The 12,916-nt window shown below is 68.7% G+C and carries 10 protein-coding genes; 7 read left to right on the top strand and 3 right to left on the bottom strand.

The window, feature by feature from the left end; translation table 11 throughout:
* The first annotated feature begins 30 nt into the window (after positions 1-30).
* Together ACLJQM_RS13965 and ACLJQM_RS13960 are read left to right on the top strand one after the other, a co-directional pair.
* Positions 31-1,023 carry an amidohydrolase family protein gene (locus tag ACLJQM_RS13965; RefSeq protein WP_410631535.1) on the top strand — a complete coding sequence of 331 codons (993 nt, stop codon included), beginning with the start codon at positions 31-33 and terminating at the stop codon, positions 1,021-1,023.
* Positions 1,020-1,901 (top strand): cyclase family protein, encoded by an 882-nt coding sequence (locus ACLJQM_RS13960; protein ID WP_410631534.1) that lies wholly within the window; start codon positions 1,020-1,022, stop codon positions 1,899-1,901. Before ACLJQM_RS13965 ends, ACLJQM_RS13960 begins: the two co-directional genes overlap by 4 nt.
* Before the next feature lie 78 nt (positions 1,902-1,979).
* On the opposite strand, the gene ACLJQM_RS13955 is transcribed toward ACLJQM_RS13960, so the two are convergent.
* From ACLJQM_RS13955 to ACLJQM_RS13945, 3 genes are all read right to left on the bottom strand, one after another.
* Positions 1,980-2,822 carry a patatin-like phospholipase family protein gene (locus ACLJQM_RS13955; protein ID WP_410631533.1) on the bottom strand — a complete coding sequence of 281 codons (843 nt, stop codon included), beginning with the start codon at positions 2,820-2,822 and terminating at the stop codon, positions 1,980-1,982.
* Positions 2,819-3,748: an aldo/keto reductase gene (locus tag ACLJQM_RS13950; RefSeq protein WP_410631532.1), complete on the bottom strand. Its 930-nt coding sequence runs from the start codon at positions 3,746-3,748 to the stop codon at positions 2,819-2,821. Before ACLJQM_RS13950 ends, ACLJQM_RS13955 begins: the two co-directional genes overlap by 4 nt.
* 183 nt (positions 3,749-3,931) lie before the next feature.
* Entirely contained in the window at positions 3,932-4,342 is a 411-nt protein-coding gene (locus tag ACLJQM_RS13945; RefSeq protein WP_410631531.1) for a hypothetical protein, read from the bottom strand.
* Positions 4,343-4,460: 118 nt separating this feature from the next.
* Between ACLJQM_RS13945 and ACLJQM_RS13940 the strand changes: the two genes are divergently transcribed.
* The 5 genes from ACLJQM_RS13940 (at position 4,461) to ACLJQM_RS13920 (ending at position 12,869) form a co-directional block, all read left to right on the top strand.
* A complete protein-coding gene (locus ACLJQM_RS13940; protein WP_410631530.1) occupies positions 4,461-5,105 on the top strand; it encodes a TetR/AcrR family transcriptional regulator in 645 nt (214 codons plus the stop codon).
* Between the two features lie 88 nt (positions 5,106-5,193).
* Positions 5,194-6,669 (top strand): flavin-containing monooxygenase, encoded by a 1,476-nt coding sequence (locus ACLJQM_RS13935; RefSeq protein WP_410631529.1) that lies wholly within the window; start codon positions 5,194-5,196, stop codon positions 6,667-6,669.
* Positions 6,666-7,835, top strand: coding sequence for a zinc-binding dehydrogenase (locus tag ACLJQM_RS13930; protein ID WP_410631528.1), 1,170 nt, complete (start codon positions 6,666-6,668; stop codon positions 7,833-7,835). The genes ACLJQM_RS13935 and ACLJQM_RS13930 overlap by 4 nt, the downstream gene beginning before the upstream one ends.
* Before the next feature lie 940 nt (positions 7,836-8,775).
* Positions 8,776-9,216: a hypothetical protein gene (locus ACLJQM_RS13925; protein WP_410631527.1), complete on the top strand. Its 441-nt coding sequence runs from the start codon at positions 8,776-8,778 to the stop codon at positions 9,214-9,216.
* Between the two features lie 650 nt (positions 9,217-9,866).
* The gene (locus ACLJQM_RS13920) at positions 9,867-12,869 is read left to right on the top strand and encodes a lectin (protein ID WP_410631526.1); all 3,003 of its coding nucleotides are present in this window, start codon (positions 9,867-9,869) and stop codon (positions 12,867-12,869) included.
* Positions 12,870-12,916 lie beyond the last annotated feature (47 nt).

Below are 12,916 nucleotides of genomic sequence, written 5' to 3'. Positions count from 1 at the left end.
CTGGACGCGTTATCACCGAAGGAGATCGTCATGGCCGTTGTCGAGCACGCGACGACCACCACCCCGCCGGTACCGGAGCGGATGCGGGGGCGCATCGACACCCACACCCACGTGGTGCCTCCCGCATATCTGGCCTGGCTCAAGGAGAACCCCGACTACCAGGGACCGCTGATCGACTGGAACGCGGAAACCACGCTGGCAACCATGGACGCGATCGACATCGGCACCGCGATCCTGTCGGTGCCCAACCCCAGCGTCCGCTGGGGCCCGAGCGACGACCCCGCACGAGTACGCCGGCTGGCGCGCACGGTCAACGAGTTCTGCGGAGAGCTGGTGCGCGAGGACCCCGGACACTTCGGCTTCTTCGCGACGCTGGCGCTACCCGACCTCGACGCCTCCCTGGACGAGGCCCGGTACGCGCTGGACGACCTGGGCGCCGACGGCGTCATCCTGTTCGGCAACGTCGATGGCACCTACGTCGGCTCGCCGCGCTGGGATCCGCTGATGCAGCTGCTCGACGAGCGGGAAACGGTGCTCTTCGTCCACCCCGCCGCCCTGCCGGGGCCGGGGGTCGAGGGGGTCACCTCGGGTGTGGTCGACTTCCTGGCCGACAGCACCCGCGCGGCGGTGAACCTCGTCAAGCACGACTGTCCGCACCGCTATCCCCGGCTGCGGGTCTTGCTCTCCCACGGCGGGGGCTACGTCCCCTACGCCGCCACCCGGATCGCCCACATGATTTCCCGCGAGACCGACGAAGCCGACACAGTGGCCCAGTTGAAGACCTTCTACTACGACACAGCGCTGACCGGGAGCCCGTACGCGCTCCCTTCGCTGCTGGCCTTCGCCGACCCCACGCACCTCACCTTCGGCTCCGACTGGCCTTACGAGTTCCGCCCGGACCAGTCCCGCCAATTCACCGAACGGCTTGACGCGTTCGAGCTGACCGATGAGCAGCGTCACGCCCTCAACCGCGGCAACGCCGAACGGCTGTTCCCGCGCCTCGCGCCGGCACGTGCCTCGTGAAAGATCAGCCGACGGACCCGCCGAGCAATTGGGGCCGCTGGGGCGAGCGTGACGAACGCGGAACGCTGAACTTCATCACCGACCGGTCACGGGCCCGGGGCGCGGCGTCGGTCCGCATCGGGCGCGCGGTGTCGCTCGCCCACCCCGTCGCCGCGGTGCCCCTCGCCGGAGGTGGCCCGGTGCCGCACGGGCTCACCCCGATGCCGGCGCCGGTACAGCAGTTGCTCTACTTCACCGGGTCGCCGGCGAGGGCGCTGTCCGATGTCCTCGTCGTGAACACCCACCACGTAGCACTGACGCACGTCGACGCACTGGCGCACTTCCCGGTGGACGGCCGGGTCTACCCCGGTGTCGCGGTCGACAACGCGGCGGGCCGGGGCACCTTGCAGCACGCATCGACGACACCCTTCGCCGCCGGGATCACCACCGCCGGATTATTCCTCGACCTGGCGCCGGGTGGCCGGCTCACGCCGGGCCACGAGGTGACCGCCGCGGATCTCGACGCTGCCGCGCAGCGGGCCGGTGTTCACGTCCAGTCCGGCGACGCCCTGGTGGTGCGCGGCGGCTGGGTCGTCCACCGGGACCTGGCCGAACCGTTGCCGGCGATGACGCTGGACGCGGTCCGGTGGATGGCCGAGCGTGAGATCAGCGTGCTGGCCAGTGACATCGGCGACCTCCCGCCGGGCGCCGGGGCACCGCCGGTGCTGCACGGGATCGGCCTCGCCCGGCTGGGTCTGCCCCTGGTCGACAACGCGGACGTATCCGCGTTGGCCGACGTCTGCGGCGAACTGGGCCGTCACGACTTCCTTTTCGCGCTGGGAGCGATGCCCGTCCACGGCGCGAGCGGAGTGCCGGTCAACCCTCACGCGATTTTCTGAAGGAGGGGGGCCGGCCCGCCCTCCGCTCAGGACCGGGGCGCGGTCGGCGCCGGCAGCCGTCACCCACACGCTTCCAGCTCAGGCCTCTTTCCACTCGATCTGCAGTCGGCGGCCCTGGTCGCGGCCAGCTTCGGCGGCCGGTCCGCGCGTGGCCGGGTCCAGTGCGTTCCCGCCGATCGCCAGGCGCACCGCGCCATCCGGCTCGACCACGGCGACCTCGGACCCACCGGCCCGCAGTTCCTCGATGATTTCCGTCAACCGTTTCTCGCTCGGCATCGGTGATGGCGGTCCCGTCGGCGCGACCACCAGGACACGTGCCACTCCGGCTGCGCAGTCGGCGTTCGTGTGGGAACGCACGCCGCCGTCGACGTACCGGCGCCCTCCGATCGTCACGGGGGGCCACACGCCGGGCACGGCGCAACTCGCCGCGACGGCGTCGACCAGGCTCACGCCGGACTCACCGTCGAATACGCGCGGCTCACCGCTCTCAGCGTCGACCGCGACGATCTTCACCGCCCGTGCCGGCCACTCGTGGGAGGGCAGGCGCGATTCGATCACCGTGCGCCGCTCGGCTTCCGATACGGTACCGGCCTCCAGCGCGAGCCGCCCCACGGCGCGCCGGACCTCCAGCGCCGACGAGGCATTCCGCACAGCGGCAGCCATCGCCGAAGCGAGGGTCGCCCGGTCCACCTCGACCACGATCTCGGCGGCCTGCAACTCGGGTTCGACCTGCCGGAGGTAGAGGTCGGCCAAGCTCAACCCACTCCCCAGCTGCGCCGCGACCGTCGCGCCTGCCGAGGTCCCGACGATCAGCTCGGCCCCGCTGACGTCCTGCCCCGCTTCGGCCAGCCCCGCCAGCAGGCCGGTCGTCCAGGCCACTCCGGCAACACCCCCGCCACCCAGCACCAGCGCGTCGTTCATGCCCGGTCCGGTCCGGCGCCACCGGCGTTCGCAATGGCGTCCAGGCTCGCGAGGATTGCGTCGTCCAGTTCCACCGCTCCGGCGTCGACGTTCGCCTGCAGGTGCCCCGCGTCCGCGGTACCGGGGATGAGCAGGGTGTGCGGGGCGTGCCGCAGGATCCAGGCCAGACCGATCTGTGCGGGGGTGCAGCCCGCCTCCTCCGCGGCGGCGATCACGGCGGGTTCGTCGGTGACCTTCGGCAGGCCGCGGACGGCGCCCCCCAACGGGAAGTACGGCACCCAGGCGATGCCCTCGGCGAGGCAGAGTTCCAGCAGCTCCTCGTCATCACGGGCCACCAGGCTGTAGGCGTTCTGCACGCAGACCGGACCGGCGGGCAAGGCGCGGCGCAGCACCTCCAGGCTGACACTGCTGAGCCCGATGGCGCCGATCTTGCCCTCGTCGCGCAGGGCGGTCATCACGGCGAGCTGGTCGTCGAGATCGACCACCTGGTCACCCTCGGGGCGCAGGCCCGGACCGGCGTCGGCGCGACGCAGGTTGACCACAGCGAGCTGGTCGACGCCGAGGCCGGCCAAGTTGGCCTCCACCTCCGCCCGCAGTTCCTCGGGACGCTGTGCGAGCCGCAGCGGCCGCGGACCGCCGGGGTTGGCCGTGGCCCCGACCTTGCTCACGACGGTGACACCGTCCCCAGGCCGTACCGCTTCGCGGATCAGCCCGTTGACGAAGCCGTCGCCGTAGAAGTTCGCGGTGTCGATGTGGTCCACGCCGAGTTCGACCGCGCGGCGGAGGACGGCCACGCCCGCGTCGCGGTCCGCACGCAGGCGGGAGAGCTGCATCGCGCCGTACCCGATGCGCGACACCGTGCGGCCGGCCAGCAGGCCGGCGCCCCCGGGGCGGGTGGACGCGGCTGAGGAGTGAGGTGCTGCCATGAAGACGTCCTGCCGTAAGTGGTGGTCGTGGGGGTGGCGAGGGAAGTAGAGAGCTCCGCCGGACCAAGGGCGCACCGCGACGCGCTCACCCCCGCAGGCGTCGAGGACATCCCTGGCGCTCTCAACCTATCTGTAACGTTCGTTTTATACGCTAAGCTTCCAGGCCGCCTACGTCAAGATCCGTCATCGAGCGTGCCGGGCGCGCATCGCACCTCCGAGCCCGCCGGCTACGGCGCCGGCGAGAGCCGTGATGACGATGAGGAGAACAGGAAGGTCGCCCAGGTCGATCGCGTCCGTCCAACCGGTCAGGGCGCGGACGGCGAGGAGCGCCGTTCCGTAGAGCACGCCGCCGGTGATGCCGCGGATCAATCCCGGTCGCCAGCCGTGGTGCTCGAAGCCTCCGAAGAAACCCCCGACGGCCGCGACGACCTGCACCACCCAATAAACCGGAGCCGACGCGCCGAGCAGGAGCCCGGAGACGCCTCCCAGCACAACGGGCGCAAGCACGGCGCCGACGACTTCGCCGAGCATCGACTGACCCGCGAAAGAGCGCTTTCCATGCTTCGAGCCAGTAGCCCCTTTTTTGGAAACCATGGTTGTACTTTTGCACGGTGGCGTACCCAAGGGAAGCGTCTGTGCCGAAGGGGTCCGTTATCCTGCGCCCGTGAGCACCCCGGGAAACAGCGAGGATCTACCGGTCACGTTGACCCTGATGCCCAACCGAGTCGACCTCCCCCGGGGACGCGCCGCCCTGTCCGGGTCCGAGGTCGCCGCGTCGCAGCAGGGCCGGATCCTGCAGGCGGTGACCGAAGAGGTGGCCGCGCGCGGCTACCCACTGACTTCCGTGCAACACGTGATCAGCAGGGCCCGGGTGTCGCGGTCCGCGTTCTACGCGTCGTTCACCGACAAACAGGACGCCTTCGCCCAGGCCCACCTCCAAGCCAGCCGGCAACTCCTCGACCTCATCCACACCCGAGTCGCCGAGGTGGCCGGCGCGCCGTGGCGAGAACGGCTTCGCGCGGGAGTGCGGGCCTACCTCGACGGTTTCGAGAACGCGCCGGCGTACGCGGTCAGCTTCATGGTCGAATTGCGCGCCGCCGGACCCCTTCTCCTGGACCAGCGCGATCAGGTCCTGGAACGGCACGCGCGGAACCTCGCGCGGCTTGCCGAGCACGCCGCCACCGAAGACCCGGCGGCCCACCGCCCGTCGGACCTGGAGCTCATCGGCGCGATCGGGGCCGCCGACGAACTCGCGACCCGCGTCATCCGGGACACACCCCCGGGACAGCCGCCCGAACTCGGCCCCCTCCTCGCGCCCATCGTCGCCATCCACGAGGCGGTACTCGCCGGCTCCTGAAAACCCGGCTTGCTTCAAAAGTACTGAGTGCGTACTTTTGACGCGACGGACCGGACCGGGAGGCCGCGCAGTGGGCGGTAGCGCACGAGTGATCATCATCGGCAGCGGATTCGCCGGGATCGGGTTGGCCCACCAGCTGAAGCGGGCGGGGATCCACGACCTGCTGATCCTCGAACGCAACGACGACGTGGGTGGCGTCTGGAAGTCCAACACCTATCCCGGCTGCACCTGCGACGTGCCGTCCCACCTCTACTCGTTCTCCTTCGCCCCCAATCCCGGGTGGACGAGCACCTACTCCCCGCAGGCCGAAATCCACGCCTACCTCAAGTCCTGCGCGGCGAAGTTCAAGCTGGACGATCACCTGCGGTTCGGCGTGGAAATGCGCGACGCGGCGTGGAACGAGGACAGCCAGCGGTGGCGGATCACCACCAGCGAGGGCGAGTACGACGCCCAAGTACTGGTTTCCGCGGTGGGACCACTGACCGAGCCGGTGCTCCCCGACGTCCCCGGCATCGACACGTTCGAGGGACAGTTGATGCACTCGGCCCGCTGGGACCACTCCTACGACCTGACCGGCAAGGTGGTCGCCTCCATCGGCAGCGGCGCCTCCGCGATCCAGTACGTTCCCGAAATCGCCGACCGCGTCAGTAGATTGTTCGTTCTGCAACGCACCGCTCCATGGATCGTGCCCCACCCGAAACGTGCCATCAGCGACCACGAGCGAGCGCTCTACCGGTGGGTGCCGCCGGCGCAGAAGGCGATCCGGGCCGGCGTCTACACCGCCAAGGAAGCCCTCGTTCTCGGCTTTGTCAAAAGGCCCGTGCTCATGGACCGGCTGGCTACAGTCGCCAAGGCCCACCTGGCCAAGCAGGTCCAGGATCACGAGCTGCGCGAACGGCTCACCCCCGGCTACACACTCGGCTGCAAGCGGCTGGTGCCGTCCAACAGTTGGTACCCGGCACTGCAGAAACCCCACGTCGAGCTGGTCAGCTCGGCACTGGCCGAGGTGCGACCGCACTCCGTCGTCGACCGCGACGGCGTCGAGCGGAAGGTCGACGCCATCATCTTCGGCACCGGTTACCACGTCACCGACATCCCCGTCGCCGCGCAGCTGCGCGGCCGCGGCGGCAGAACGCTCGCCGAGCACTGGGTGGGCTCGCCGCGCGCCTACCTCGGCACGTCCGTCCCCGGCTTTCCGAACCTGTTCTTGATGCTCGGCCCCAACACCGGCCTCGGGCACAGCTCGATGGTCTACATGATCGAGGCGCAAGCCACCCACATCCGCAACCAGCTCGCAGCGATGGATCGGACGGGCGCCACCACCATCGAAGTCGACCAGCGCGCCCACGACGCCTACAACCGCGAACTCGACCGGAAGATGTCCACCACCGTCTGGCAGCTCGGCGGCTGCCGCAGCTTCTACTTCGACGCCACCGGCCGCAACGCCACCCTGTGGCCGGATTGGACGTGGCGCTTCAGACGCATGGCCGCGCGCCGCACCTCGGCCGCGTACCGCCTCTCCACCGCGAGCGCCCCGTCACCTGCCGCCGGGGCCCCGCAATGAGGGCGGTCGTCTGCTACCACCACGAACTGGCCGTCACCGACGTGCCCGAACCGGTTCCCGGCCGGGGACAACTGGTCCTGGAAGTCCAGCGCTGCGGCATCTGCGGTTCCGATCTGCACTCGCGCCTCCACGCCGACGATCTCGCCGAGGTCCTGGCCGAGATCGGCTATCCCGACTACATGCGCGCCGACGATCCGGTCGTGCTCGGCCACGAGATCTACGGCGTGGTCGCCGAGCACGGACCGGGCACGCGCGGCAAGCTCGCCGTCGGGACGCCGGTGGTGGCACTTCCGCTTGTCCGCCACGGCGCGGAAGTTCACGCCGTGGGCCTGTCGGCCAAGGCACCGGGCGGATACGCCGAGCTCGTCGTGGCGCAGGAAGCTCTCACCTTGGCTGTACCCAACGGGCTCGCTCCCGACCTGGCCGCGCTCACCGAACCCATGGCGGTCGCCTGGCACGCGGTCGACCGGGGCCGGCCGCGGCGCGGCGACATCGCCGTCGTCCTCGGGTGCGGCCCGGTCGGGCTCGCGGTGATCAGCGTTCTCAAGGCCCGCGGGGTGCGGAAGATCATCGCCAGCGACCCGTCCCCGCTGCGCCGTCAGCTCGCCGTCGAGTGCGGCGCGGACCTGGTCGTCGATCCCCGGGAAGTCTCTCCGTTCGAGCACGGCGACCGGCGGCACTTCACCACCATGCAGGGCCCGATCACCGCCGCCATGGACGCGGTCGAGGGGCTCAGCCGGCTGCCGGTCCCCTGGTGGAACACCTGGCGCCTGCTCGGCAAAGCCGGCCTGACCGCACCCAAGGCCCCGGTCGTGTTCGAGTGCGTCGGCGTGCCGGGCATGCTGGAACGGGTGCTCGCCGACACGCCGTTGCACTCCACGGTCGTGGTCGTCGGTGTCTGCATGGGCACTGACAAATGGCGTCCCGCCATGGCGATCAACAAGGAGATCGACCTCCGCTTCGCGGTCGGCTATACACCCCTGGAGTTCCGCGACACCCTCCACGCTTTGGCCGAAGGCCGCGTCGACGCATCACCGCTGCTGACCGGACGCGTCGGGCTCGCCGGAGTGCCCGCGGCCTTCGCCGAACTCGCCGATCCCGAGGGACACGCCAAGGTCCTCGTCGACCCTCGCCTCCCTGGACAAGGTATCTCCGCTCCCACGTGAAGGCTTCGCGGAAGTTTCCGGTGCCCCCAGTCAACTGTCGAAGCGGAAGTACACCATGCGGAGGTAGCCGCCGATCGATGCGATCGCCAAGTGTCCCGTCGGTGCTTTCAGATCTCATATATGACACAACATACAACATCAACGTGGCCGCGAGCGGACGAAGCGCCGAACAAGTCTCGACGTCCGGACGCCCGCCCTCGACGCGACGAGGCTCTGAACCCCGCGACACTCGAGCACGCGAACAGTCCGACGTGGCCACTGCGCCATCACGAGCGGGCTCTCATGGTCGAACACCCGCAGCTGCAACGGATTCCGATCCTCCATCGCGCGGCCTGAAGACAATCACCGTGCTCCGGCGGTAAATTTGTCGGCGAACCGTTCGGCGAAGTCCTGGAGCTTGCCCCGCTGCCGATGGAAGTGCTCCACCGGTAGCCCGAAGGACGCATCGGCGGCCTCCGACGGCGGCCACGGGTTGTAGACTACAAAAGTACCGATGTTGTATCTTGTCGGACACTCAACCAATGTGTTAACACAGAGTGGCGCGCATGTAACAGTCGATCACTGCGCGGCACGAGGAGCCGCATCCATGCCGGCCTACTTGCAGCACCTGCGACGAGGGGACGGCTGACATCGCGAGCCGCCGACGTCTTCGCCGAAGCAACACAACTACTCCCTTCGCTGCAGCGCTCTCAGGTACGCTCAAGCTCAGAAGATCGTTCCGATGCCGCAATCCCAGGCCCGGGTTGCCGAAACGGCAACCCGCTGGCCCAAGTCTTGTCGCGTTGTGTGAAGTTGTCTCATACTGACGGGGTTGACAGTAAACCAAACACAACCGCACACTGGTCATCTTCCCGGCGGTGCATGGTCGCTCCTCTGGTCGAGCGGACCTTCTGCCGTCTCTTCACGGCGAAGGATGGCCCTATGCGTTGCCTGGCACGACTTGCCCTCCGTACTGGCGTTACTCGCCGCGTCGCTCGCCATCGGCGCCGGGCCGGCCGAAGCCGCGACCACATCCATCACCGTGAACGGCACCCAGAGCCGGCGCCCGTTCGACGGAATCGGCGCGATCAGCGGCTACGGCCCGAACCTGCAGCTGCCGAAGCTGGAGACCGGCGGCGACGCCAGCTCCACCAGCGGCTCCAAACCCTCCACCGAGCACGCCGGGGGCCAGGTCAACTGCAACGCCGGCTACGAGTTCTGGCTGGCGGAGCAAGCGAAGGACCGCAACCCCGGCATCGCGTTGTACGGCCTCGCCTGGCGGCGCCGGGCCGGATCGAACACGGCCATGACGTCCACTGGTACGTCCAGCTGCGCTCGGCAACGCCGCCTTCAACGACGCGGTGTCGATCGTCGGCGTGCACTACTCCCGCAACGGCGGTGACGCCCCCCTCCCACCAAGCAACCAGACCGATTGAGCCGCCCTGCCGGACGCCTGTGGCTGACCACGAGCAACACTGGCGACAAGGACCGCATCCCCGACAACAGCAACGAAAGGATCTTCCCCGTCGCCCTGGACTGAGAGTCCGCGACAGACCCTGCCGCCGCGTCCCGCACATCCACACCCAAATACGGAACGTACGCGTTCCCGACTCTTGCGTAGCCGGCGATAGTGGCCTCATACTGCTAGCCCGAGTTCATCGATGAGCGCGCTTCGGAGACGACATGGCCCGAGAACCGCCGAAAGACCACTCACAGACGCCGGGTTCAGAATCGCCGAACAATTTCCGCAGCAACCGTGCGCGATCGTCGACCGAATAGCCGACCGATGAATGACACCTCTTGTTGCATTGGTAAATCACGACAAGGACGAGACAGAACTTCAGCACGAACTTGACTTTGCGGCAACGCGGGACTGTCCTGTTAATCACGGACGATCGTCGTGACTGGTGATATTCGGCGGCGGGTCGGCCGTGCACCGCCGACGCAAAAGCCGAGTGTTTCCGATGGGCTCTTCACCACTGCCCATGGAACTCCAGGCTTCTTTCTTCGCGTCGTTGTCCGGATTTGCGGCCTTTCGATCTTGGAGACGCAATGGGAAGACACTGGAGTCGCCTGTTCGCCCTGTCCTCACTCCTGCTCGGCTCGCTGACCGCCGTCGCGGCCCCCACCGCCGCCGCGGCCGCGGTGGCCGACCCCGCGGCACTGGTCAACCCCTTCCTCGGCACTTCCCACGAGGGCAACACCTTCCCCGGCGCCGACGCGCCGTTCGGCATGGTGCAATGGAGCCCCGACACGCCCTCGCGGCCGCCCGGCGGGAACTACGCCTACGGCGACAGCACCATTACCGGGTTCAGCCTGACGCACCTGTCGGGCCCGGGCTGCAACGCGATGGCCGACATCCCGATCCTGCCGACCGTCGGCGCAGTCGACGGCTCGGCGACGTCGGGGTTTTCCCACAGCTCGGAATCGGCGAGCGCGGGCGCCTACACCGTCTCCCTCGGCAACGGCGTCAAAACGGAGCTCACCGCGACGACCCGGACCGGTATGGCGCGGTTCACCTTCCCCGCAACAGATCGGGCCAACCTGCTGTTCAAGCTCGGGGCCGCCGCGACTTCCACCACGAACATCGGTTTCGCCGCGGTCAGCCCGACCGAAGTCCGCGGATCGGTGACCTCCGGGCACTTCTGCGCCTCGAGCCCCACCTACACCCTCTACTTCACCATGCTCTTCGATCGTCCGTTCGCGACGAACGGCACGTTCACCAACGGTGGTTCGGTCACCTTCGACACCTCGGCGAACCGGGTCGTGCAGGCGAAGGTCGGCCTGTCCTACGTCTCCGCCGACGGCGCCCGGGCCAACCTCACCAAGGAAAACGGCGGCTGGGACTTCGCAGGCACCCGGCAGGCCACCAAGGATTCCTGGAACGCGCTGCTGCGCAAGATCCAGATCACCGGCGGGAGCACCGACCAGCAGACGGTGTTCTACACCGCGCTGTACCACTCCTTGCTGCACCCCAACGTGGTCAGCGACGTCGACGGCCGCTACCGGAGCTTCGACCACCAGGTGCACACCGTCTCCGGCGGTCAAGGCGCGCAGTACGGCAACTTCTCCGGCTGGGACATCTACCGCACACAGGCGCAGCTGATGGCCCTCGTGGCCCCGCGCCAAGCAGGCGACAGCGCCCAGTCCCTGGTCAACGACCACGCCCAGGGCGGCACGCTGCCCAAGTGGTCGCTCAACGAATACGACACCCAGGTGATGAACGGGGACTCCGCGCCCACCATCATCGCCGACTACCACGCCTTCGGCGGCCGCAACTTCGACACCACGGCCGCCAAGAAAGCCATGGTGGCCCAGGGGACCACTCCGAACGCGATCCGGACCGGGCTGGAGTACCTGTCCAACTACGGTTACCTGCCTTCAGACGCCCAGTACCCGTACGGGTTCTACGGTTCCGTCGCGACGACACTCGAGTACGCCACGACGGACTTCGCGATCGGCGCGTTCGCCGGAGCACTCGGCGACACCGCGACGAAGAGCCAGTTCACCAACCGGGCGCAGAACTGGCGCAACGTCCTGAACCCCGCCACCGGGTTCATGCAGCCGAAGCTGAAGAACGGTTCGTGGCGCGGCGGGTTCGACCCCGCCAGCGGTGACCAGTTCGTCGAAGGCACGTCCTGGCAGTACACCGGCATGGTCCCGTTCAACGTACGCGGCCTGGCCGACGCCGTGGGCGGCACCGCGAAACTGACCAGTTACCTCGACAGCGTCCTGTCGGACCTGCACGGCGCCGGTGGGACCCACGCCGACCTCGGCAACGAGCCCTCGATCGAGCTGCCGTGGGAGTACGCCTACCTCGGACAGCCGTGGAAGACGCAGCGGATCGTCCGGCAGGTGCAGAACCAGATGTGGCCGAACGCGCCGGCGAACTGGAGCGTCGGCAACGACGACCTCGGCACCATGAGCGCGTGGTACGTGTGGTCGGCGATGGGCCTGTTCCCGATGACCCCAGGCACCTCCGACCTGGTCATCGGCAGCCCGCTGTTCCCGTCGGTCGCCGTCACCCTCGCGAGTGGCGCCACGATGGCGATCAACGCGCCACAAGCCTCGGCCGACGCACCCTACGTGCAGAGCGCCACCCTCAACGGCGCGACGTGGAACAACGCCTACGTGCCGCCGGGGTTCGCGCTGGACGGCGGCACACTGAACCTCACGCTCGGCACCACCGCCAACACGACGTGGGCCAGCGGCGCGTTGTCGGCGCCACCGTCCTACGCAGGTGACGGCGGCGCCCAGCCGCCGGCCACAGTCATCGGCCCGACCGGCTCGCTCACCTCCGGGATCACCGGGAAATGCCTCGACGCCGCGGGCGGCAGCAGCGCCAGCGGCACCCATGCCCAGATCTACGACTGCAACAACACCGCCGCGCAGCACTGGACCGTGCCCGGCGACGGCACCGTGATGCTGTTCGGCAAGTGCCTCGACATCAACGGCGGTGGTACCGCGAACAACACCCTCGTCCAGCTCTGGGACTGCAATCTCAGCAACGGGCAGCAGTGGGTCGCGCAGCCCGGCACCGGAGCGCTGCGCAACCCGGCGTCCGGACGCTGCCTCGACGATCCCGGCGGCAGTACCGCCAACGGGACCCAGCTGGTGATCTGGGACTGCACCGGAGCCGCCAACCAGCGCTGGACCCTACCGAGAACCCGGACCGGAGCCGTTACCTCGGTCGGCGCGGGAAAGTGCCTGGACGACAACGCCACCGCCACGACCAATGGGAACCGGATCCAGATCTGGACCTGCAACGGCTCGTCGGCCCAGTCGGTCCACATCTCCGGTGACGGCACGTTGCGTCTGTACAACCGCTGCGTCGACGTCACCGGCGGCGGCACCGCCAACGGCACCGCGGTCGTGCTGTGGGACTGCACCGGCGGCGCCAACCAACAGTGGGTCCCCACGAACGGAACGCTGGTGAACCCAGCGTCCGGCAAGTGCCTCGACGATCCCGGTGCCAGCACGACCGACGGTACGCAGCTGGTCATCTGGGACTGCACCGGCGCCACCAACCAGCAGTGGACTTTGCCGTCATCCTGAGCATCCTTCCGTCCCCTCCCCCGATGAAGTTCCGAAGGAGATCTTCC

Origin of the sequence: Amycolatopsis sp. cmx-4-83, assembly GCF_046548815.1 — a bacterium.
In the GTDB taxonomy this organism is placed as follows: Bacteria; Actinomycetota; Actinomycetes; order Mycobacteriales; family Pseudonocardiaceae; genus Amycolatopsis; species Amycolatopsis pretoriensis_A.
The sequence above is the reverse complement of the archived record's forward strand: the minus strand, read 5'-3'. Positions and strand labels throughout refer to the sequence as shown.

Excerpts from the sequence above, each read along its gene's own strand:
- ACLJQM_RS13965 (WP_410631535.1), top strand. The coding sequence starts at position 31 with ATGGCCGTTGTCGAGCACGCGACGACCACCACCCCGCCGGTACCGGAG.
- ACLJQM_RS13955 (WP_410631533.1), bottom strand. The coding sequence starts at position 2,822 with ATGAACGACGCGCTGGTGCTGGGTGGCGGGGGTGTTGCCGGAGTGGCC.
- ACLJQM_RS13950 (WP_410631532.1), bottom strand. The coding sequence starts at position 3,748 with ATGGCAGCACCTCACTCCTCAGCCGCGTCCACCCGCCCCGGGGGCGCC.
- ACLJQM_RS13945 (WP_410631531.1), bottom strand. The coding sequence starts at position 4,342 with ATGGTTTCCAAAAAAGGGGCTACTGGCTCGAAGCATGGAAAGCGCTCT.
- ACLJQM_RS13940 (WP_410631530.1), top strand. The coding sequence starts at position 4,461 with ATGCCCAACCGAGTCGACCTCCCCCGGGGACGCGCCGCCCTGTCCGGG.
- ACLJQM_RS13930 (WP_410631528.1), top strand. The coding sequence starts at position 6,666 with ATGAGGGCGGTCGTCTGCTACCACCACGAACTGGCCGTCACCGACGTG.
- ACLJQM_RS13920 (WP_410631526.1), top strand. The coding sequence starts at position 9,867 with ATGGGAAGACACTGGAGTCGCCTGTTCGCCCTGTCCTCACTCCTGCTC.